20 protein-coding genes are annotated in these 23,200 nt (G+C 42.1%); 12 read left to right on the forward strand and 8 right to left on the reverse strand.

Annotation, left to right across the window (positions count from 1 at the left end; genetic code table 11):
* Positions 1–340 precede the first annotated feature (340 nt).
* The 3 genes from AB2J24_RS14325 to purH all read left to right on the forward strand — a co-directional run bounded on the left by AB2J24_RS14325 (position 341) and on the right by purH (position 5,230).
* On the forward strand, positions 341–1,687 hold the full coding sequence (locus tag AB2J24_RS14325; protein WP_367385942.1) for an RsmB/NOP family class I SAM-dependent RNA methyltransferase: 1,347 nt from the start codon (positions 341–343) through the stop codon (positions 1,685–1,687).
* 163 nt (positions 1,688–1,850) lie between these two features.
* Positions 1,851–3,494, forward strand: a complete 1,644-nt coding sequence (locus AB2J24_RS14330; protein WP_367385943.1) for a heparinase II/III family protein — start codon at positions 1,851–1,853, stop codon at positions 3,492–3,494.
* Between the two features lie 113 nt (positions 3,495–3,607).
* The gene (purH, locus tag AB2J24_RS14335; protein ID WP_162654625.1) at positions 3,608–5,230 is read left to right on the forward strand and encodes a bifunctional phosphoribosylaminoimidazolecarboxamide formyltransferase/IMP cyclohydrolase; all 1,623 of its coding nucleotides are present in this window, start codon (positions 3,608–3,610) and stop codon (positions 5,228–5,230) included.
* A gap of 29 nt (positions 5,231–5,259) precedes the next feature.
* Here purH and AB2J24_RS14340 read toward each other — a convergent pair whose 3' ends face one another.
* Positions 5,260–10,047 carry an NAD-glutamate dehydrogenase gene (locus AB2J24_RS14340; protein WP_367385944.1) on the reverse strand — a complete coding sequence of 1,596 codons (4,788 nt, stop codon included), beginning with the start codon at positions 10,045–10,047 and terminating at the stop codon, positions 5,260–5,262.
* Between the two features lie 278 nt (positions 10,048–10,325).
* On the opposite strand from AB2J24_RS14340, the gene pdxY reads away from it, so the two are divergent.
* Together pdxY and AB2J24_RS14350 are read left to right on the forward strand one after the other, a co-directional pair.
* Complete coding sequence (gene pdxY, locus AB2J24_RS14345; RefSeq protein ID WP_367385945.1) at positions 10,326–11,213, forward strand: pyridoxal kinase PdxY; 888 nt, start codon at positions 10,326–10,328, stop codon at positions 11,211–11,213.
* A 66-nt stretch (positions 11,214–11,279) separates the two neighbouring features.
* Entirely contained in the window at positions 11,280–11,924 is a 645-nt protein-coding gene (locus tag AB2J24_RS14350; RefSeq protein ID WP_162654628.1) for a carbonic anhydrase, read from the forward strand.
* A 28-nt stretch (positions 11,925–11,952) separates the two neighbouring features.
* On the opposite strand, the gene AB2J24_RS14355 is transcribed toward AB2J24_RS14350, so the two are convergent.
* The 5 genes from AB2J24_RS14355 to leuD form a co-directional block, all read right to left on the reverse strand.
* Positions 11,953–12,759: a lytic murein transglycosylase gene (locus AB2J24_RS14355; protein WP_162654629.1), complete on the reverse strand. Its 807-nt coding sequence runs from the start codon at positions 12,757–12,759 to the stop codon at positions 11,953–11,955.
* Positions 12,760–12,875: 116 nt separating this feature from the next.
* Positions 12,876–13,898, reverse strand: coding sequence for an aspartate-semialdehyde dehydrogenase (locus AB2J24_RS14360; RefSeq protein WP_162654630.1), 1,023 nt, complete (start codon positions 13,896–13,898; stop codon positions 12,876–12,878).
* 298 nt (positions 13,899–14,196) lie between these two features.
* Positions 14,197–15,306 (reverse strand): 3-isopropylmalate dehydrogenase, encoded by a 1,110-nt coding sequence (leuB, locus tag AB2J24_RS14365; protein WP_162654631.1) that lies wholly within the window; start codon positions 15,304–15,306, stop codon positions 14,197–14,199.
* Between the two features lie 14 nt (positions 15,307–15,320).
* Positions 15,321–15,704 carry a RidA family protein gene (locus AB2J24_RS14370; RefSeq protein ID WP_367385946.1) on the reverse strand — a complete coding sequence of 128 codons (384 nt, stop codon included), beginning with the start codon at positions 15,702–15,704 and terminating at the stop codon, positions 15,321–15,323.
* A 31-nt stretch (positions 15,705–15,735) separates the two neighbouring features.
* A complete protein-coding gene (gene leuD, locus AB2J24_RS14375) occupies positions 15,736–16,341 on the reverse strand; it encodes a 3-isopropylmalate dehydratase small subunit (protein ID WP_367385947.1) in 606 nt (201 codons plus the stop codon).
* Between the two features lie 210 nt (positions 16,342–16,551).
* Here leuD and AB2J24_RS14380 point away from each other — a divergent pair, with 210 nt between their 5' ends.
* From AB2J24_RS14380 to AB2J24_RS14395, 4 genes are all read left to right on the forward strand, one after another.
* Positions 16,552–17,472 (forward strand): HpcH/HpaI aldolase/citrate lyase family protein, encoded by a 921-nt coding sequence (locus tag AB2J24_RS14380; protein WP_162654634.1) that lies wholly within the window; start codon positions 16,552–16,554, stop codon positions 17,470–17,472.
* Positions 17,473–17,475: 3 nt separating this feature from the next.
* Positions 17,476–17,682, forward strand: a complete 207-nt coding sequence (locus AB2J24_RS14385; protein WP_367385948.1) for a DUF1737 domain-containing protein — start codon at positions 17,476–17,478, stop codon at positions 17,680–17,682.
* 88 nt (positions 17,683–17,770) lie between these two features.
* Positions 17,771–18,649, forward strand: coding sequence for an AraC family transcriptional regulator (locus AB2J24_RS14390; protein ID WP_367385949.1), 879 nt, complete (start codon positions 17,771–17,773; stop codon positions 18,647–18,649).
* A 28-nt stretch (positions 18,650–18,677) separates the two neighbouring features.
* Entirely contained in the window at positions 18,678–19,103 is a 426-nt protein-coding gene (locus AB2J24_RS14395; RefSeq protein WP_367385950.1) for a hypothetical protein, read from the forward strand.
* Here AB2J24_RS14395 and AB2J24_RS14400 read toward each other — a convergent pair.
* Entirely contained in the window at positions 19,092–19,598 is a 507-nt protein-coding gene (locus tag AB2J24_RS14400; protein WP_367385951.1) for a DUF1772 domain-containing protein, read from the reverse strand. The genes AB2J24_RS14395 and AB2J24_RS14400 overlap by 12 nt on opposite strands.
* 86 nt (positions 19,599–19,684) lie before the next feature.
* Between AB2J24_RS14400 and AB2J24_RS14405 the strand changes: the two genes are divergently transcribed.
* Positions 19,685–20,299, forward strand: a complete 615-nt coding sequence (locus tag AB2J24_RS14405) for a TetR/AcrR family transcriptional regulator (protein ID WP_367385952.1) — start codon at positions 19,685–19,687, stop codon at positions 20,297–20,299.
* Here AB2J24_RS14405 and AB2J24_RS14410 read toward each other — a convergent pair.
* Positions 20,274–21,371 (reverse strand): citrate/2-methylcitrate synthase, encoded by a 1,098-nt coding sequence (locus AB2J24_RS14410; RefSeq protein ID WP_367385953.1) that lies wholly within the window; start codon positions 21,369–21,371, stop codon positions 20,274–20,276. The genes AB2J24_RS14405 and AB2J24_RS14410 overlap by 26 nt on opposite strands.
* A 105-nt stretch (positions 21,372–21,476) precedes the next feature.
* Here AB2J24_RS14410 and AB2J24_RS14415 point away from each other — a divergent pair, with 105 nt between their 5' ends.
* Together AB2J24_RS14415 and AB2J24_RS14420 are read left to right on the forward strand one after the other, a co-directional pair.
* The gene (locus AB2J24_RS14415) at positions 21,477–22,847 is read left to right on the forward strand and encodes a CoA transferase (RefSeq protein WP_367385954.1); all 1,371 of its coding nucleotides are present in this window, start codon (positions 21,477–21,479) and stop codon (positions 22,845–22,847) included.
* A gap of 31 nt (positions 22,848–22,878) precedes the next feature.
* The gene (locus AB2J24_RS14420; protein WP_367385955.1) at positions 22,879–23,115 is read left to right on the forward strand and encodes a DUF2164 domain-containing protein; all 237 of its coding nucleotides are present in this window, start codon (positions 22,879–22,881) and stop codon (positions 23,113–23,115) included.
* Positions 23,116–23,200 lie beyond the last annotated feature (85 nt).

Consider the following 23,200-nt stretch of genomic DNA (forward strand, 5'->3'; position numbering starts at 1 on the left):
GTCGTACTCTCCAGATATCATAATGGCTTTCTTGTAGAGCGTTTTTCGTTAGAGGCCTACCCTAAGCCGCCGTCTCATTTGGCATTATCCACCCAGTACTTGTACCTAGAGTGGTTTTCTCTAGCAGGGTGATCAATAATGTGAGCTTATTATTGTTGTTATTTATGATCAAAATACCAGAAGGCTTATAACCGCAAGAAATTTGACAATTCAAATTCTGATGCGCATATGCATGATGAAGTGGCGCATAAACAGCGTAATATGGAGCCGCAGAAATCCAAACGCACTAAATTTTCGGATCCATTGGAACGTAAAAGTGCTAAGAAATAGGGCTTGATCTTTGGCACATAAATCCGGTGCGGAAAAATCTGAATTAATCAAACCAGGTTTAGCGACACGCGTTGCAGCGACAAAACTTTTGTCCGCAATTATTGATAAAAAAACATCTATGGATGGCCTTTTGGATTCAAAAGGTGGTAATCCAAGTTATCTTGTTCTTTCGCAACAAGATCGTCTTCTGGTGAAAGCTATATTACTTTCAACATTGCGCAATTATGGCATTATCGATGCTTTTATTGATAAGCTTTTGGAAAGTCCGCTCCCTGGTGGCGCAGTGTCATTGCGCCATATTTTGCGTGTTGGCGCAGCGCAAATCTTGTTTTTAGATATTCCCGATCATTCTGCAGTGGATCTGAGCGTTGAACAGGCTAATGCCGATCCGCGAAACAGAAGATTCGCCAATCTAACAAATGCTATTTTGCGGCGTATGTCTCGTGAGAAGAAGAAGCGTATGCCTGGGCTTATTCATAAATCTATTAATCTACCAACTTGGTTTTACGATCGGTTAGTAACATCTTATGGTGAAGAGCAAGCGCAAGACATAGCAAAGACAATATCGACACCTGCACCAGTCGATATTACTGTTAAAAGTGATGCTCAGGGTTGGGCGGAGAGGCTTGGCGGAAAAGCCTTGACGGATAGTTCTGTCCGGCTTGAGACGATTTCTGGTGCTATTCCTTCACTTGATGGTTTTGAAGACGGCGAATGGTGGGTTCAGGATGTGGCTGCGAGTTTGCCCGCAAAATTATTTGGTGATCTAACAGGTAAACGAGTGATTGACCTCTGCGCTGCACCGGGTGGCAAAACGGCGCAATTGATTATGGCCGGAGGACGCGTAACAGCGCTTGATCGTTCAAAAAATCGCCTTAATCGTTTGAACGAAAACCTATCTCGTCTAAAGCTTTCTGCTGACCTTAAATTGGGCAAGATGGAAGCTTTCGAGACAGATGACTTATATGATGCTGCGCTATTAGATGCGCCTTGTTCGTCTACGGGAACCATCAGGCGTCATCCCGATGTCGTGTGGACTAAGTCTGAAGAGGATATAGGCTTCTTAGCGAATTTGCAGTTTAAGTTACTCGAGCACAGTTTAACATTGGTAAAGCCCGGTGGGCAGATTATCTTTTCTAATTGTTCGATGGAGTTAGATGAAGGTGAAAAGATGCTTGAAGCATTTTTAGAGAAGAATAGTGACAAGGTAAAACTTGAAAAAATTGATGCTAACTTATGCCCAGGTTTTGAGGAGGCCATTGCTTCATCGGGTATTTTGCGTACGACACCGAACTTTAAAATTGGTGATGAAAAAGGCGTCGATGGGTTTTTTGCAGCCAGCTTGCGCGTAATTTAGGCAATATCCTATTGGTATTTAATACATTTTTGCTTAAAACGTCTACTAAATTAAGAGCGTTTACTATTTGAGTAGGGATGAATTTCAGGTTTATTTTGAATGTAGGCTTGAATTTAGGTTGATGAGGATAATGTCAGGCTTTGGCCGTATAATTGGATTGGTAATGAGACGAGCTTGGCGACGTTTGCGCCAGGCTGTTTCATATATTGTGCGAAATCCGCTGAGTACGTCAAACCAAAATCCAACTCGCTTGGTTGTTGCACCAGTAGATTTGCGGCAAGCAGATGTATTTGTGGCAAGCGAAATTATTGAGGGTCGATTTCCTCTCGCTGGTACCGCTTTTGATGCAAATGGCAAAAACCCATTTCTTGAAAATACCACTAACACTGACTTCAGGCATAAGTTGCATGCTTTTAGGTGGCTTAGACACTTGCGTGTCAGTGATGATCTGCGTGCAGGTCATCGTGCGATGCAGTTAACTGATGAATGGATGGCATCTCATTTAAATAAAATGAGTGGTTATGCATGGGAATTGGAGACTGCAACCCAAAGGTTAATTGCGTTTCTTTCTCATTCGCCCATTATTCTGCAAAAAGCTGAACAGGATTTTTATCAACGGTTTCTCCACTGTATTGCACAGCATGTTCGTTATTTGCGACGTGTTGTGCCAGCACAAGAGCGAAATGCTGCACGGCTTAAGGTCAGAATAGCTCTTGCTATGTCTAGTATTTGTCTTCCTTCATCAAAGACCTATATTCGCATTAATGCTGCTACATTGGAGCAGGAATTAGATAAGCAGATCTTACCCGATGGGGGGCATGTTTCCAGAAATCCACAAGTCTTAATGGATTTGCTTGCCGATCTTTTGCCGTTGCGCCAAACCTATTTGAACCTTAATCAAGCTGTACCAGAAAATCTGCTGGACGTTATGGACCAGATGTTTGCGGCTTTGCGGTTCTTCAGGCATTCCAGTGGAGATATAGCTTTATTTAATGGGTCTAATTACGTGTCGGCAAACTATTTAATGTCGATTTTGCAGAATGATGAAAAAACCAAGGAAAATCAATCGAATCTACGTGATAGCGGTTATGTTCGTTTAGATGCCGCAAGATCTGTTATATTATCAGATGTTGGTCATGCTCCCAAAGGTGAGTTATCCAAAGATGCTCATGCTGGATGTCTATCATTTGAATTTTCTTCCGGCGCTAATCGATTGGTTGTTAATTCCGGATACCCAACATATAGGCAAAAAGATTATGGTGAATTTTCACGGCTGACTGCCGCACATTCGACATTGATTGTAAATGATACTTCATCGGCGCGATTATCGTCTTCCAAAATTGTTGGGCCGATAATCATTCAAGAACCCAATATTATAACTTGTGAAGATGAGTTGAATGACGAAGAGATAGGTTTTACAGCTTCACATGATGGTTATGCACGAGAATTTAACATTATTCATAAACGACAGTTACGATTAAAAAATGATGGTCAGTTATTCTCTGGGCTGGACACTATTGAATCAGTAAAATCCGGCGAAATTGCAAATCAACCAATCGTTATTCGTTTTCATATTCACCCTTCTGTTGAAATTAGCCAATCAGAAAATGGGATGATATTTTTGTCGACAAAAGACGGAGAACGTTGGGCATTTACCTCAACGGTTAAAGCTAATGTTGAAAAGGATATTTTCTTTTCGGAATTACTTGGACCCGTAAATAGCCAGCAGATCACACTGTCTTTTATAACAGACCAAGAGCGTAAAGTGGCGTGGATATTTAAAGCTTTGCATACATCATATATATGAACATTTTGGTGCCGGCTGTTTTCTTATTCAAGCCAGTGTGCTAACCGAGCCCGCAACTTCATTTATCTTCCGTCTGGCAATCATATTGCTAAGGTCAATTAGAAAGCTAAGAAATGGCTGGTCATATCCAATCGAAAAAACACATTGCACCCGAACTTGTACGAGTTAAAAGAGCATTACTATCCGTTTTTGATAAAACTGGAGTTATTGAGCTTGCTCAAAAACTATCAGACCATGGAGTAGAGCTCTTATCAACTGGCGGTACTGCGAAAGCACTCAAAGATGCTGGTCTTGCGTGTAAAGATATTTCTGAGATTACAAACTTTCCAGAGATAATGGACGGACGTGTAAAAACACTTCACCCGAATGTTCATGGTGGATTATTGGCCATTCGTGATGATAAAGATCATGCCGCTTCAATGGACGAACATGGTATTGTTGATATCGATATGGCGGTGATAAACCTTTACCCCTTTGAAGAAGTTCGCTTCTCAGGAGGTGATTATCCGACGACAGTTGAAAATATCGATATTGGCGGTCCAGCAATGCTTCGAGCTGCTGCGAAAAACCATGCCTATGTTACGGTTGTTTCCAGTCCACAGGATTATGATCGCATTGGACAGATGTTGGATCAAAATGATGGTCAAATACCATTTGAGCTTCGAAAAGAATTAGCGGCACTTACGTATGCCCGGACTGCGGCTTATGATAGTGCTGTTTCATCATGGTTCGCTCAGGAATTGGGTTTGGAAAATCCGCGTCATTGTGCATTTGGTGGCACATTGAAAGACGTTATGCGTTACGGTGAAAACCCACATCAGTCTGCTGGTTTTTATGTCACTGGCGAACAGCGCCCCGGTGTTGCAACTGCGCAATTGCTTCAGGGTAAGCAACTTTCATACAATAATATCAATGACACTGATGCAGCTTTTGAGCTGATAGGTGAATTTGATCCTGATCGGACAGCAGCTTGCGCGATTATCAAGCATGCAAACCCTTGTGGTGTTAGCGAAGCAGCGACGTTGAAGGATGCATATTTACAAGCGTTTGCATGTGATTCTACATCAGCATTTGGCGGGATTGTTGCGTTTAACCGAGAGCTGGATGCGGATACGGCGAAAGAGATTATCAAAATTTTTACAGAAGTTATCATCGCGCCATCTGTTAGTGCGGAGGCGAAAGAGATTATTTCTGCTAAGAAAAATTTGCGCCTTCTAGTAACAGGCGGTCTGCCAGATCCACGCGCAAAGGGCATGACAGCAAAAACTGTTGCCGGCGGTATGCTCGTTCAAAACAGGGATGCAGGAAACGTTGACGATGTAGACTTGAAAATTGTCACTAAGCGTGCTCCGACAGAGATTGAACTTGCCGATCTTAAGTTCGCTTTCCGCGTGGGCAAACATGTAAAGTCTAATGCCATTATTTATGTAAAAGAGGGTGCAACAGTTGGGATTGGCGCTGGCCAAATGAGCCGTGTAGATTCATCACGCATCGCAGCTCGAAAAGCACAAGATGCCGCAGATGCAATTGGTGCTTCAGAACCACAAACCAAAGGTAGTGTAGTTGCATCGGATGCATTTTTCCCATTTGCTGATGGTTTAATCTCAGCTATCGAAGCCGGTGCAACCGCAGTTATTCAGCCAGGTGGCTCTATGCGTGATGACGAAGTCATTGCCGCGGCAGATGAAGCAGGTATTGCAATGGTCTTTACGGGAATGCGCCATTTCCGCCATTAATAGACCAGATATGAATTCTCACCGGAGCATTAGCTCCGTGCGAGATCATTTATGACGCCTGATGCAATAGTAAGTTTGGCCGCAGTCGCTTGGCCACTTTCTATAATATCGTTGATTAAGCTTGCTGCTTGAACAATTTTTACATTGTTTTGTTCTGCCCAAAGTTTCGCTGGATTCGGTTTTTTAGCAAATGCTTCAAGGGCGTTTATTGTCATTGTCCGGCGTGCTTGTGAAATTTCATTTAGGCTTCTTGATAGCGCCAATATATCATAATGATCAGTCATGGTAGCATTATCAGCTGCGGTCAGAATCTTACCGATCTGTAGTGTTTCGGTGATCGCGAAGAATGTTGCCGCTGTTTTTTCAAGGTCAGTTTTTGTTGTAGTTGCTACCTGATTGATCTCCGGTATTAAAACACGTGTTTCAAGTTCAGCAATATCTTTTGCAAGTTTTTTGGGCACCGACAGGCTTAGTAGTTTATCTTTTATTTGTTCAATATGTGTACTGATGAATTCAGGTAGATGATCTGTTATTTTAGGTGAAAGTGCATCAAAGGCTTTCTGCATTTCAATGACACTGGTACTTAAATCACCTGCAAATGCATTGGTTTTAATTGCCCAACTAGATGTTTTAATAAGAGCATTGCAGGTTTTGAAATAAAGCATATTTTGCTCATGGCCACCAAGCCTGTTATCTAGTGCATCTATTGCAGCAAATATCTGGTTAAAGAATAGACCATCCCTTGATAATATGTATGATTTTACAATATCTGATGCACTTGCTCCTGTGTGTTCCTGCATCCTGGAGATATAAGAAGGTCCGCCACGATTGATTGCGTCATTGATAATCACAGTAGAAATAATTTCGCGTTTCAAACGGTGAGATTCAATATCTCCTAAGTGATTAGTCAGCATTTTTTTAGGGAAATAGCCATTAAGTGTATCATTAAAGTACGTATCATCGGGTAAGGAACTGGCAATAACCTCATCAAAGAGTACTATTTTGGAATAGGATAAGAGGACGCCAATTTCGGGTCTTGTGAGTGATTTCCCAGCCGCTAATCGTTCTTGCATTTCCTGATCATCAGGCAGTGTTTCAACTGTGCGATTCAGTAAGCCGTCTGCCTCTAATGTGGACATAAGTCGAGCTAGCTCGTCGCCAGCTGCCACGCCATTGCGCTCCACAAGCGATATAGCTAATGTTTGAAGGTAATTGTTGCGCAATACTAGTTTGGATACATCATTGGTCATCGATGATAACAGGCGATTTCGTTTAGGCAACGTTAGCCTGTCTTCGCGCATTGCATTTGCCAGAGCAATTTTGATGTTTACCTCGACGTCAGAGGAATTAACGCCTGCCGAGTTGTCAATCGCATCCGAATTACAACGGCCACCTGACGCAGCATAAGCAATACGTGCCTCTTGCGTGATGCCAAGATTAGCGCCCTCTCCTATTACTTTCGCACCAACTTCGGTGGCTATAATTCGGATTGGATCATTTGCACGATCACCAACCTCTGCGTCATTTTCACTTACATCTCTGATATAAGTGCCGATGCCCCCAAACCACAAGAGATCTACTGGTGCCTTTAAAATTGCTCGCAAGATATCATGTGGTGAAACATTTTTACCATTGATTTGAAGAAAGTCAGCGACCTCTTTGGTCAGGTTTACGGACTTTTCCTGCCGAGAAATTATCATGCCGCCTTTGGATAATAGCGACGTATCGTAGGATTGCCAAGATGAACGATCCAACTCAAACAAGCGCTTTCGTTCGATAAAGCTTGTATCGCAATCAGGATCTGGATCGATGAAGATGTCACGATGATCAAATGCAGCTTTTAGGCATATTTTCCTTGATAACAACATGCCGTTGCCAAACACATCACCCGACATGTCGCCAACACCGGAGACTGTAAATGGTTCAGACTGTATGTCGGTGTTCATTTCACGGAAATGGCGTTTAACAGCTTCCCATGCACCTTTGGCGGTAATGCCCATTTTTTTATGATCGTAACCAGCTGAACCACCCGATGCAAAAGCATCATCAAGCCAGAATCCGTGTTCCTGGCTGATTGCATTTGCAGTATCAGAAAATGTTGCGGTCCCTTTATCTGCAGCCACGACAAAATACGGGTCATCGCCATCATGACGTATCGTATTCTTTGGCGGTATAACTTTGGCACCAGTTAAGTTATCGGTGATTGATAACATGGTTGAAATAAAGAGCTTATAAGCTTCACGCCCGGCGTTAAAAATTGCATCTCGGTCTCCTCCTGCCGGGAGTTGTTTGGGATAGAATCCACCTTTTGAACCAACCGGCACAATAACAGCGTTTTTGACTTGTTGAGCTTTTACAAGACCTAGAACCTCTGTGCGATAATCTTCTCCTCTATCAGACCAACGAAGACCACCACGTGCAACTGGTCCAAATCTTAAATGCAGACCCTCAACATCGGCTCCATAAACAAATATTTCGCGGAAAGGTACAGGTTCAGGCAATCCTTCGATCGCGTTGGGATCAAATTTGAAGGCTAAAATTGGATTGCGGGCGCCATTCTGCATGATTTGGAAGTAATTTGAACGTAGTGTGCTCCATATGATATTTGAAAACCGTTTGATAATTTGATCATCATCAAGACTAGGCACTGTTTCTAGTTCGATATTGATATTGTTTTGGATATTACTCAATTCTGTTTCGCGAATTTCATCATGATGTGATGGATCAAAACGAGTATTAAATAAATCAAATAAGTAAGCCGTAATTTTAGGATATCGAATGAGGCATTCGGCCATATACCGTTGTGAGTATGTAACACCTGCTTGTTTGAGATATCTTGCATAGGCACGTAAGACTTTGATTTCTGATATCGTAAGATTGGTTTGGGTAATAAGCCGGTTAAATGGATCGTTATCCACTTCACCGCTCCAAACAGTCAAGAATGCATCTTCTAATCGATCATGATCTTTATCGAGATCGATTTTGGCGCCTTGCGGTAGTTCCAGCTCCATATCGTGGATGACAACGGTTTGTAATTGATTGTCTTTATCACGCACATCGATTTCAAGGGTATGTTCGCTGGTTACACCGAAGCCCATATTTTCTAAGAGGGGTACTCGTCTTGAAAGGCTAAGTGGTTTTCGTGCATGAAATATTTTAATTGAAAGCTGATCGTCGCTTGCGATTGGTCTGCGCATAAAGATGACACGCATCTCTCCTGCACTTGTACATGCTTTAAGATGGTCCAAATCAGCAAAGGTTTCTTCGGCTGTAAAGTGCTCCATATAGGACTGATTGACTTCAATTCGAGTTTTTTCGTCCTTTGCTAAATCAGCAAACTTATCTTCCCAGCGGGTCGCAATTGCTTTGATATCTTGTTCAATAAGCTTTTGATCTAGAATGGGGGTTTTTCCGCCTGACCGCCCAATTATAAAGTGGACACGTGCAACGCCTTCTGTTGGAAATGCTGGGTAATATGCAGACACTCGATCTCCATAAATTGCTTTCAGGTAAAGGCCGATTTTCTCGCGCGAGAGTGAGTTATATTGATGGCGTGGCACGTAAACGATAATGGATACAAAGCGATCAAACCTATCAATTCGTGTAAGAACGCGGACGCGAGGGCGGTCTTCCATATCGTTGATTTGAACGCAAAATTCATAAAGTTGCTTTGCAGAGATCTGGAAGAGTTCATCGCGGGGGTAGGATTCAAGCGTGTTTAGCAGGCTTTTGCCTGAATGGCTGTTTTCGTCAAAGCCAAATTTTGTCGTTACCCGATGCATTTTTTCACGCAACACAGGTACCTTCGTGACAGAATGATTATAGGCTGAAGACGTAAACAGGCCAATAACTCTTAATTCACCACAGACATTGCCTTTAGCATCGTATTTTTTAATGCCAATACAATCCATATACGTGCGTCGATGAACTACAGACCTCACATTAGCTTTCGTAACAAGGAGGTGATCCTTGCCGTTTAGAAAGGCAATAATTTCAGGTGTAGAAATCACAGGTGTTGTGCCAAGACGTAGCACAGCTAGTTTGGGATCCGATAATATACCGAGGCCGTTTTTGCCGTCATATTTAAGCTCGGCTTTTTTACCGCGCTTAGAATAGCTATATTCACGCATGCCCAAAAATGTGAAATTCTCCTCGCGCAACCAGTTGAGAAATGCCACTGCTTCCTGGCGTTTTTTAAGCTCTATGGAGCCTGGAATATTACTAATTCCGGCAATGGCCTGATCAAGTTTAGTCAACATTGGTTTCCAGCCATTAACGGCTTGAGTGACCTGTTTAAGCACATGGTTGATGCGTTTTTTAAGTTCAACTGCATCTGCTTTTGAGAGTTTAGGAAGATGTATTTGGATGTAACTTATCTGAAGTTTTTGGGCTGGTTTATGGCGTTTATTTCGAAGTGCCAAATGTCCATCTTCATCTTTCACCAATATAGGGTGCAATGCCATATGGATTTGCCGTGCACCATTGGTAATTTCACCAATGATCGAATCATAGAGGAATGGCTTATTTTGAGAAATAACGGAGATGACAGATGTCTGTTCGCCTTCTACCTTAATGCCAGGAATATCATCAATGATCACACGTGGGGTTCGTCCTCCCCATGAATTGATTTCTTCTGCTGAATATATTGCAATATCAGCGAGCATGGATGCGGAAAATAGTTCGATATCATCACTATTGGATTGATCAAATGCGGTTAGCGGAAATATGTGACCCATCTTTTTGGATTTAAGAAGCTTTTCAGTATCTTTGATAAGCGTATTAAAATCTGAATCATTCGAACCGTTTGCTTTTGCCATGCGCCTGTCCCCTTTGCTTCGAAATTTCTAGAAGCCTAACAAAAGAAATTAATATGGCGAGAAAATTCCCAAATAATGTAACCATTTGGGTATAAAAAATGTAATTCTGTGAAAATTACTCGTAAATTTGAATAAATTTGGTTCGTAATTGCCTAATATATGAACGAAATGGAATTTGAGGCTTGTGATCGAATCACTTTAGATCAAATTTCAGATCGCAATTTTTTGTGTGATATAGCTTATCTGTTACTAGAACTAGAGCAGAGTTTTCTGTTTTCATGGGGTTAGTTAAGAGGAATGATAAACTGTCTGATTTAAAGAAAGCGGTCATTGTTATTTCAAGCCATGTTGTTCGTGGAAGTGTTGGTAATCGTGCTGCGGTTTTTGCGTTGGAAGCTTTGGGCCATCAGGTTTGGGCATTGCAGACGGTTACCTTGCCTTGGCATCCTGGTCATGGGCCTTCAACGCGAATTGTACCTGATGCGAAACAATTTGATGCTGTCATCGAAGATCTGTGTAATTCGCCCTGGTTATCGGAAGTTGGAGGAATTATTTCAGGTTATTTGGGCGATAAGGATCAAGCAAAAAGCGTTGCAAAGCTGGTCCATGCAGTTAAATGCGCGTCGCCAGAAGCTTTATATCTATGTGATCCTGTTATTGGTGATCTAGGCGGGTTGTATGTGCCGGAACATATTGCTCTTTCTATTAAAAGTGATCTGCTGCCTCTTGCTGATATTATCACTCCAAATCGATTTGAATTGTCGTGGCTGACAGGTATGGATATTCAAACAAATAGTGATATTTTATCTTGCATCAAAACAACTGATATTCAGTGTGTTTTGGCTACATCAGCATTTTCTGACAAGGTTGAGCAAACCGCGAATTTGTATTTTGATGGTAAGAATTGCTTTGTAGCCGAGCATCGCTCATTTGCTGTACCCATAAATGGTCCAGGCGATCTAACCTCAGCAATCTTGATGTCGCGTTTGATGGGTGAAAATGATGCGCGTACCACACTTGGTTTAGTGACATCCAGTGTTTATGAAATATTGGAGCGGACTATTCATGCGGGTGGTAACGAATTGATATTGGAACAAAATATCTCGAGTCTTAAAACACCAAATATACCCATCAAAATTACAAAATTGCCAATAGGCAGGATTTGAAATTGGCACATTGTATTATAGTTTGATATAGCCTTTATATGTCTAATAAATTGGTTATCTGATTTTATGAATAAATTTCCAAAAGATCTTCTTACTGGCTACCAGAATTTTATGAGTGGTCGTTATTTAACGGAAAGTTCTCGATATAAAGAACTCGCAGATCGTGGGCAAAAACCTCATACAATGGTTATTGCTTGTTGTGATTCCCGATCAGGGCCTGAGACAATATTTGATAGCGGTCCGGGTGAACTGTTTGTTGTTCGTAATGTTGCTAACCTTGTTCCAACTTATAAGCCCGATGGTGAAAATCATGGGACATCTGCGGCTCTTGAGTTTGCAGTTCAATCACTCAAGGTTCGGCAAATTGTTGTCATGGGTCATGGGCGTTGCGGTGGTATTTCTGCGGCTCTTGCTCAAGATTCTGAACCGTTATCTCCCGGTGATTTTATTGGCCGATGGATGGAAATGTTAAAGCCTGCGGCTGAAACTATTCAAGATAGCCCATTAATGACACAGTCTGAACGTCAGACCGCTTTAGAACGAATCTCGGTTAGAAACTCTATCGATAATCTGCGGACTTTCCCTTGCGTTAAAATTTTAGAGGAACGCGGAACACTGTCTATTCATGGTGCCTGGTTTGATATATCGACAGGCGAACTGTGGATCATGGATGGAGATACGGGAGATTTCAAGCGACCGGAGTTTGACTAGAGGTCTTTATGCAAAATTGTGTAGATATCTAACCATCGATTTTTGCAGCAATTGCCGCAATTGCTTTTTGGTATACGCCTGCTGCATTCCAAGCTTGTATCGCACGGTAGTTAGTTTGACCGGGCTGATACCCCCCACCTTTTCTCCACCCTTTACCACGCAGAAAATTAGCGGTTGAGGCAAGAGCATCAAATTTATTGGATAGATCAACGCGGCGGTTTGCGTCGCCATTTGCGCCGAATTTTAAAACATTGCTTGGCAGAAATTGGGTCTGTCCGATTTCACCATGAGCAGCACCCCTAAAATTCGGGCTAATCCAACCTTTTTGGATGAGTGTTAAAAGCGCATAAAGTTCCTTTGTGAAGAATGCTGATCTTCGGCAATCATAGGAGAGTGTAGCAACCGCTGACACGGTGTGTTGGTTTCCAGTAAATGAGCCGAAGCCACTTTCCATACCCCAAATTGCAATAAGTACACCTGACGGTACGCCGTATTTCCGTTCTAGTTTACCAAAGAAACTCGCATTTTGCTTCTTAAGTCGTTTGCCTTTGGAGATGATGGAAGCGGCCCCGCGCTTTTTCATGAACTGATTAAACGTAAGTTTAAAGCTGCGTTGGTTTCGATCAAGGCTGATCGTCTTTTTAGCGTAGCTGGCTTTTGCAAAAGCTCTATCGAGTGTTTTCTTAGAGATTCCGTTGCGCACGGCTTCTTTTTTAAATTGTGTAACCCAATTCGAGAAATTTGCTGATGTATTAGAGCATTTAGCTGCGAATGCTGGATTTGCTGAACTCAGGCCAATCGCTAAAACAGCGGCAATTGTATAAGCGCGGATCATGAAGCTTCTCTCTATCTAAATTGATACGAATCAAATGATAGATCAAAGATCATATAATCGCAAAAAACGCCGGATGTTGCCATCCAGCGCTTTCGTTTATTCGGCATAAACTCAATCTACTTTGCTTTTAGTAATCCACGATTAATCAGAAGTTCAGCGATTTGAATTGTGTTGAGTGCTGCACCTTTGCGCAAGTTATCTGAAACCACCCAAAGATTAAGGCCATTTTCAACCGTTGCATCTTCACGAATTCGAGAGATGTAAGTCGCATCATCGCCTGCACATTCTACAGGTGTAATGTATCCACCATCTTCATGCTTGTCGATGACCAAACAACCCGGAGCTTCACGCAAGATATTACGTGCGTCATCCGCTAAAAGTTCGCTTTCAAATTCGACATTGACAGATTCAGCATGACCAATAAACACAGGCACGCGAACCGCTGTACAAGTGACCTTGATTTTAGGATCAAGCATCTTTTTAGTTTCAGCCAGAACTTTCCATTCTTCCTTTGTGTAGCCATCTTCCATGAAGCTATCGATATGAGGAATAACGTTAAACGCAATGCGTTTTGTAAACACATTGTTTTCAATCGGATCAGCGACAAAAACAGCGCGACTTTGGTTGAACAGTTCATCCATGCCATCTTTACCAGCGCCAGAAACAGACTGGTAAGTTGAAACAACAAGACGCTTGATTTTTGCAACATCATGCAAAGGCTTTAGCGCGACAACCAATTGTGCCGTTGAGCAATTTGGGTTGGCGATGATGTTTTTCTTGCGAAAACCATCAATTGCATCTGGATTCACTTCCGGAACGATCAATGGAACTTCTGAATCGTAACGCCATGCCGATGAATTATCGATGACAATGCAGCCTTGTGCGCCAATTTTTGGAGACATCTTCTTAGAGACAGAACCACCAGCTGACATAAGGCAGATATCCGTGTTTGAAAAATCGTAGTTCTCCAGATTTTTTACGACAAGCGTTTTATCACCGTAAGAGACTTCTTTACCGACTGATCGAGATGATGCTAGCGGGATGATTTCCGATGCTGGGAAATTACGCTCTTCGAGAATATTGAGCATTTCTCTGCCCACATTGCCGGTAGCGCCAGCGATTGCAATTTTAAAACTCATTTTTTGGTTTATCCTGTCTCTCTCCGCTTTGGTCCACGAAAACTCGTGTCCTTCATCCCCGACTATCGGGGAGAGTGCGACAGACGAGAGGTGTTAGGTTGTTTTTGTCGTCTTGGTCATTGTCTGATTGATTTGAAAAGAGCGCACAGATGCATCACTTACACAAAGTGCAAGTTGAAATGCTTCCAAATTTTGAGCTTCATAAAAGTTCATGTCTTTTCCTATCGGGGCGGTAATGCCCCGATTTGGTTTCAGAGTCAATTGATCTTACAGCGTAAGTCTTCAATTCTTGGTTAAATTAGCCAAGTAGAGACGTGTATTCAGCCAAAATCGCATCACCCATTTCAGATGTTGTGATTTTTGTCATGCCGTCCGTCATGATATCGCCTGTGCGTTTGCCAGTCTCTAAAACATTGGCAATAGCTTTTTCGACGCGATCAGCATCTTCGATCATATTAAATGAATATCTTAGGCACATCGCAAATGATGAGATCATAGCAATCGGGTTTGCAATGCCTTGACCAGCAATATCAGGCGCTGAGCCATGAACGGGTTCATAAAGTGCTTTGCGACTACCTGTTTGAGCATCTGGTGCACCCAATGAAGCAGATGGTAACATGCCGAGTGAACCTGTTAGCATTGCTGCAATATCAGACAGCATATCACCAAACAGGTTATCTGTAACGATCACATCAAACTGTTTCGGCCAGCGAACGAGTTGCATTCCACCTGCATCTGCAAGCATATGACTTAGCTCAACATCAGAATATTTAGCTTTGTGAGTAGCTGTGACAACCTCGTTCCAAAGAACACCAGATTTCATCACATTACGCTTTTCCATAGAGCAGACTTTATTTTGACGTGTACGTGCAAGTTCAAATGCAACGCCTGCAATCCGGTCGATTTCATATGTATCATAAACTTGCGTATCAATTGCACGTTTCTGTCCATCACCAAGATCATGAATTTCCTTTGGTTCACCAAAGTAAACACCGCCTGTAAGCTCACGAACGATTAAAATATCGAGGCCTTCAACAACATCAGCTTTTAATGATGATGAAGCCGCTAGCGCGGGATAACAAATCGCGGGGCGTAGGTTCGCAAAAAGTTCCATGTCTTTACGTAAGCGTAACAATCCTGCCTCGGGGCGAACATCGTAAGGCACATCATCCCATTTTGGTCCACCAACAGCGCCAAAGAGCACAGCATCGGCTGCCATTGCCTTTTCCATGTCGGCATCAGAAATAGACTGGCCGTGCGCATCATAGGCTGAGCCGCCAACAAGACCCTCGTCGGTTTCAAAATTTGAACCTTGCTTTTCGTTCATAAGGGTAATGAATTTACGAACTTCGTTCATGGCTTCGGGACCAATACCATCGCCAGGAAGAAGGAAGAGTTTATTTGTCATAATTTGCCTGTCTTTTAGCTCTGTTTAAGAGCGGTTACTTCAATTTCAAATTTTATTTCTGGTTTGATGAGATCGGCAATAATCATCGTCGCTGCTGGACGTATCCCGTCAAAATATTGCCCCAAAAGCGGAAACACTATATCGACAAATTTTTGATCTGTTACGATATAATTGGCCCGAACAATATCTGCCCGTTCAAACTCTGCTTCTTGCAGCGTTTTGTCAATTGTATCAAAGCAATTTGCGCACTGGTCTTCGATGTTAGCTGGTATTTTCATTGTGCTATAATCGTAGCCAGTGGTACCAGCGATAAAACACCAATTCCCTTGAACAACGGCCCGTGAATAACCGGCCGTTACTTCTGTTGTTGATCCGGTTGAGATTAGTTTACGTGACATGTACTTCCATCAAGTTGGTATTCGTTTAAGTCTATGCCCAAGGGCGAGTTTCAGCAAGTTTGCCTTCATATGTGTCAATAGAAGCTGCCTTCTCAAGTGTTAGCGCGATGTCATCAAGACCATTCATTAAACAATGCTTGCGGAATGGATCGATATCGAAGCGAATTGTACCGCCATCAGGTCCTTTGATCTCTTGGGCTTCAAGATCAACAGTCATTGTCGAGTTTGAGCCGCGATCAGCATCGTCTAGCAATTTTTCAAGTTCATCTGCTGTTACAACAATCGGAAGAATACCATTCTTAAAGCAGTTATTATAGAAGATGTCTGCAAAGCTTGTTGAGATCACGCAGCGAATGCCGAAATCAAGTAAGGCCCAAGGGGCATGTTCACGGGATGAACCGCAGCCGAAATTATCGCCAGTAACCAGAATTTCAGCATTTCTGTAAGCGGGTTTGTTCAAAACGAAATCGGGTTTTTCAGAGCCATCTTCGTTGAAGCGGGATTCAGCAAAAAGACCAACACTAAGACCTGTGCGCTTAATTGTTTTCAAATAGTCTTTTGGAATGATCATATCCGTATCGATATTGATAACCGGATAAGGTGCTGCGACACCTGTGAGCGTTGTAAATTTGTCCATAATATTTACCCAAACTATGCCAGACTTCAGTTGAATAAGAAATTCAATTAAGTCAGTAAGCTTTTTTGATCTTTTTTGAATGTTCCCATTTGCAAAAGATCTGCGTTAATGAAAGTTTCTAGCTGCGTTTACCAAACATATGTGAGAAAAAGAAGTGTTTTTTATAATAATCAGGGTTTGGTTGTTTTTACGACCATTGGATTAAGTCATATGAGTAGTAACAATTTTTATGTCAGGCCATCCCGGCCACGCCGTTCTGTTTTATATGTACCAGCTGACAATACACGCGCGTTGGTTAAATCACTTAAGCTAAATTGCGATGCCGTTATATATGATTTGGAAGATGCAATTTTACCGGACCATAAGGATGATGCAAGAGAACAGCTGCATGCATTTTTAACTGAGAATTTTCCAAATGGTACTTCAAATGATTCACGTGAAATCATAATTCGCATTAATAGTCTTGCTAGCGAATGGGGCAAAAGAGACTTACTTGCCGCTCGCTCATTGATGCCATCAGCGATTTTGACGCCAAAAGTATCTGAGATTGATGATGTCATTGAAATTAGTGATGCATTACTTGAGCTGGATGCGCCAAATACATTGCGCTTATGGGCGATGATAGAAACACCAAAGGGTGTGTTGAACGCGCCTACCATAGCGCAATATGCTAGAACACCCGGAACAAGATTAGATTGTTTCGTTGTCGGTACGAATGACCTTCTAAAAGAAACTGGTGCTAAGCCAATAAAAGGGCGACCTTATATTTCAACATGGCTGATGCAGATTATTCTGGCTGCCCGTGCATATGAACTTGATGTCATTGATGGTGTTTTCAATGATTTCAATGATCTTGTTGGTTATAAAGACGAGTGTGATAATGCTCGCGCGATGGGTTTTGATGGTAAGAGTCTTATTCATCCAAATCAAATTTCGTTAGCAAATGATATATTCGGTATTAGTGATGAGGATTTTAGCAAGGCGGAAACGATAATTGCAGCGTTTCGGGAGCCGGAGAATAAAGAATTAGGCGTTATCCAGATCGCGGGAGAAATGGTAGAGAGGCTTCACTTGGAAATGGCCGAAAAGATTGTACTTAAAGCTAATATTATCAAGCAGAGAGAAGGATAGGTTTTGAAACTATACAGATTTTTAACAGGTCCAGATGATTCTTCCTTTTGTCATCGTGTAACTGATGCTTTGAATAAAGGGTGGGTTTTACATGGATCGCCAAGTTATGTGTTTAACCAGGAAACAGGGAAAATGCAGTGCGGACAAGCTGTTGTTAAAGATGTTAATGACAAGGCTTACACACCAGATATGAAGCTTGGCGAACAATAATTTTAATTTGTTTTCAAGTCAGCAAGATTTGTCAAATCGGGTGGTGTTACATCTAATTTGCGAGTGAAAATTGCGATAGGATATATGTATGAAAACATCATCTGATGCCCCCATGAACTCCAAGGGCCTTTGGATTAACTATCATGATCGGATGGAGCGGGTGACTGACTTTATTTTGAAGAATCTTGATAAAGACCTTGATCTGATGGTTCTGGCAGATATTGCGTGTTTGTCACCTTATCACTGGCATCGCGTATATGCCGGAATGAAGGGTGAAACGATTACACAAACTGTCAAACGTCTTCGTTTGCAGCGTGCTGGTCATGATCTGATATCTACCGAATTATCGGTAGAAGATATTGGCAAGCGCTATGGTTATCCTAACTTGCAATCTTTCACACGCATTTTCGCAAGCCACTTTGATATGCCGCCCGGTGAATATCGTCGTCGCGGGTATCATACGGTTTATGACATTCCTAGTTCAGAAAGAGATGCAAAAATGTACGATGTAGAGATAAAAACCATTGAAGCTATGACCTTGGCAGGTTTGCCGCATAAAGGTTCTTATATGGAAATCGGTGGTAAATTTGAGCAAGCTGTTGGCCTGGCCATTGGTCAAGGCGCTATCAAAGATATGGTTGCTATGATCGGAATTTATTATGATGATCCAGGGGCCGTTGCTCTTGATGAGTTACGATCATTTGCAGGTGCTGTGATTGAAAAGGGTCAATCTGTTGAAGCCCCGCTTGAAATTGCAAATATAGATGTCGGTAAATATGCTGTCCTTACTCATAAAGGACCGTATGGTGAGTTATCAAAAGCCTATACTTGGTTTTATGGAACGTGGATGGCAGAGTCTGGTTTGGAATTTGCTGATGCACCGCCATTTGAGAAATATCTCAACAGTCCACATGATACAGCACCAGCAGACTTGATAACTGAAATTCATGTTCCATTGAAGAGCTGAATTGAAGACCATCATAGGAGATAGTTTAATGGCAAAGTCAAATAAGACATGGGGCGAAAAATACGCTGAAATTAATGCCAAAGGTCATATTGTTAAGCCTGTTGCTAAGGATATGATGGGTATGAAAAAGGGACAATTAATGCTTATTCCGACACCAGATATGGTGTCGGAAGTAATCAAGGAAATTCCGAAAGGTGAGGTGAAAGATACCCCTTACTTACGTAAAATATTGTCAGAACGAGTGGGGGCTGACGTTACGTGTCCTATAACAACTGGTATTTTTTTACGTGTTGCAGTAGAGGCCGCACATGAAGATTATGAAGCCGGTTGCCCCATGAGCGAACTTTTACCTTTTTGGCGTGTGATAGGTGAAAAAGCACCGATCACAAAGAAAGTATCGTTTGATTTAGCACCTTACTTTGAGCAACAGGATGCCGAACGTTTAAGCCTCTGATTTTTGTCCGATCTGCATTATCGCTAAACCTATGAGTAGAAGTGATATACCAGACGCTATTGTACGAATCTGGTTCCAGAATTGCCATTTTTGTGAGTAGGCTTGCCAAATTGTGTGAGCTTCGTCGATTGCTTGTGGAATTTTGACAAGTGCAAGAGCTTCATTCATCTGGACATTGATACTAAAGGTCAGGACATTTCCTCCAATAAAATAAATAATACCTGCCGCAATAAACATTATTGCCGCAGCTTTTTTGTGGCAAGAAAAAGCAATAATGCCTGTAATGATCATTATTGGCGCGGTACCAAAAAATGCCGGAGCAAAAATTGCATTTCTAACCGATGCGTTCATTGCCTGCATGGCAGCGATCGCGATTCTGGGATCAGTTGCATCCAAACCCCACATTGTCGAACATATCCAAGCGTAGAAGAAACCAAAGATAGCACCTCCTAGTGTGAGTGATGTTATTGCACTTAGTTTTAATAGGTTGAACATTTGCTTCTCCAAAAGCGTACACTATATTACTGATTTACATATCCGTAATATAGTGTACATTTATTGTCAATGTTGAAGGAAGATATATGCGCAAAGAATTGCAGAAAGAGCGGCGAGCTGAAATTGAGAAGGCAGCTTATGAGCTGATTGATGAAAAAGGTTTTCTCAATGTTTCAATGCTAAGTATTGCTAAACGAGCAAAAGCTTCCAATGAGACACTTTATAGGTGGTATGGTGATAAAATTGGTTTGTTCAAAGCACTGGTTTCGCAAAATGCGGTGCATATTAAACAACAATTAGAAGATGATCTTAAGGTGCAAGACGCACCATTTGAAGCGATTAAAAAGATCAGCCCACTTCTTTTAGAGCTTTTAACAAGTGAACGGGCTATTGCGCTTAACCGAGCTGCAGCTGCGGATGCGTCTGGCGTGTTGGGAGCGGAGTTATCAGAAGCCGGTCGTCAAGATATATTACCAATCATTGCCCTGATTTTTGAACGAGTACAAGATGATGGATTATTTCTCGGTTTTGCAATGGATGAGTTGTGTTCACTTTATATGAAGCTCCTCGTTGGTGACCTTCAAATTCGTCGTTTGATCGGTGCACATGAAGTTTTATCGCAAAAGCAAATTCATGATCAGGCCTCGCAAGCTCTTCAATATCTTATGCTATTATCTAATTCCAAGATCGTGGACGAATAAGTGCGCCATTTTTGCGCTGTTCTTCTGCATGGGCAATCCAGCCTAACAGACGGCCAAAGGCAAAAAGGGTTTGTCCTGTTTTTGGTCGGAGTTTAAAGCTTTTCTCCATGGCAGCGAGTGAGAAATCAAGATTAGGGTATATCTTGTATGTTTTGCTGACGTGCCGACTAATCCTCTCCCATCCTTCTGGTATTTCGAAATGTTTGAGAAGTTCTTGTGTTCGTGGATCTGTTTGTGCGTAAATTGGATGACCAAATCCAGGCGGTGATTTTATAGTTTTAATGAACGCCGCTTCTTGATGATCATCTTTCATGGTTGCGCGCCCTACCCACCAGCGAGCCATGGATGTCATCGATCCATGTTTTGTACCGGAAAAGGTTGATAAGGCGGCAAGTATGCAAGCTGGAGTGCGGGCATCAGTCGAAGCGGCAATTCGAGCGGTATAGGCTGATGGATTTAATTCATGATCTGCGCAAAGAACAAGGCAACGGCGTGTTACATCAATAAAATCAATGCTGTCAGAGAAATATTTCGCCAGTTGCATATGAATAGGTTCGTCACTAAGCGTATTGGTATTACAGATCGCTGCCAGTAAGCGTTTTATGATAAAGCTATTTGTATTTTTATTTGGTGGTGTATTTTTGGAAATAGTTATCTCAGCCGTAGCTGCAAACATACGTTCGAATGAGTTTCGACCTTTGATGAGGTCAAATTTTTGATCAACATCTGGTTCCAAATCCACATTGATTAGCAACTTTGCAATATCTTCAAATGTTTTAGTTTGCGATAGTTTGATTGCATCTTGGCCTTTGTAATAGAGCTTGCCTTGGTCAATGTGACTGATTTCTGACTTAAGAACAGGCTCGCCAAAATTTTGCGTCGATTTAGCAATTGCGCGCCGCGATCTCCCTCGTTTTTTATTGGCGATCAATGCATCCACATCGTGTGTGTGATAAAGGCTTTTGCGCGCATCGCTCTTTTGTGCGCTGGCTCGAACCTTGCCGCGACTGACATAAGCGTAAAGGGTTTGCCGCGAAATATTTAATGCTTCGCAAACCTCCTTAGCTGTCATGGAAAATGGGTTTCTGTCCACTTTATTCATGTTGATTATGTTGATCAACCTTGACGCTCTGTCAAGCTTTCAGCCATTCTTTAATGATGGATGATTGGAGTATCTATGAAGCTTCTTCAAAAAATGTGTGACACATTACCTGCCTTTGAAGGTAATTTGTATATTGACCAAATTAGTTTTCGAAACAGAAATATTGGTTCCGAAGATGTTTTTTCCGTTACAGAACTGGCAGCAAACTCGATTGCATTAGCTGGTGCTGCGCTTATCCAATATGCTTTTGGTCATGATGCTTTAGATAGGCAAATTATAGTAGATCAACGATTGTCTTATTTCTGGCTTGGCAGTTCTGTGCGCCCGGTTCGCTGGTCTTTGGCCTCACCGTGGGATGATCTTGCAGGTGATTATCAAACTCAAGATGGGTGGATAAGATTGCATACAAATGCACCCCATCATCGAAATGTTGTTTGTAAGATCTTGGGTGATTTGGATCGCGCCGAAATGGCAAAGCAAGTTGAAACGTGGTCTGGTGCTGAACTTGAAGACGTAATTAGCTCGGAGGGTGGAGCTGCGGCAAACTTAATGAGTACGAGTATGTGGAATTCTCACCCACAAGCTATTGCCCTTTCTAAAGAGTTTCCAATTATTTCAGAAATGTTTGAAGGTACTAAATTGCGCCATGTGATTAATCCTTCGATTGATCAGGCTCGCCCACTGAAGGGGTTGAAGGTCCTTGATCTTACTCGAATTTTAGCTGGACCCATTGCAACGCGGTTTTTGGCAGGGTTTGGAGCAACGGTCTTACGTATCGACCCACCTTTATGGGATGAAGGTGATCATGTAATTGATATCACTCCAGGTAAGAAATGTGCGACGCTTGATTTATCAAAGTGTGCGGATTTTGAGATTATGCAGAAGCTTATTTTAGAGGCTGATGTGATGGTGCATGGGCTCCGTGCAGATGCGCTAGAAAAATTGGGCTTAGGGGATGAGGAACGGCGAAAATTGAATCCGTCCCTCATTGATATTTCACTAAATGCATATGGTTGGACAGGACCTTGGCGTAATCGGCGGGGGTTTGATAGTTTGGTACAGATGAGTACAGGTATTGCTCAGCATGGAATGGAAGTTTCTGGCCTTGGTACGCCGCGCCCTATGACAGTGCAGGCGCTTGATCATGCAACAGGGTATTTGATGGCTGCAACTGTTTTAGCAGGATTAAATCAACTTAAAACCAAAGGGCAGGCAATGTCAGCAAAGCTATCCCTTGCGGCTACGGCTGAACTTTTAAAGTCTACGCGCAAAGATAAATTTGGAGGAACATCACCTGTTAAAGCTGGAAGTGATTTTTTACCTGATATAAAACAAACGTCTTGGGGTAATATTCAGCGATTAAAGTCTCCTATTATGTTTTCGGGACTTGATATGCATTGGTCTTCGCCTGCTATTCGTTTGCACTCATCAGCGCCAATGTTTTAATGATGAATTTCTGATATGACGGAGTAAGAAGATGCGCATTAAATTAAATGACGATCGCAAAGCAGACATTGCACGTGCGCTTTCTGGCTTTTTTCAGGATGAATTTGATGAAGATTTGAGTGAGTTTCGGGCACTCGAAGTTGTTGACTTCATGTTACGTCAGATCGGACCATCGCAATATAATCAGGCTATTGCGGATGCTCGCGGGTTTCTGGCCGAAAAGCTTGATGATCTTGATACTGAGTTCCATGAGCCAGAAGAACGTTAGTTCGATCCTTTCTTTACTTCAAATAAATAAGGAATAAATTCCTTTTAGTCGCTTGACTCTTATTCTAAGTTCTGGAATCTATATT

It is taken from the genome of Lentilitoribacter sp. EG35, assembly GCF_040784015.1.
Classification (GTDB): Bacteria; Pseudomonadota; Alphaproteobacteria; order Rhizobiales; family Rhizobiaceae; genus Lentilitoribacter.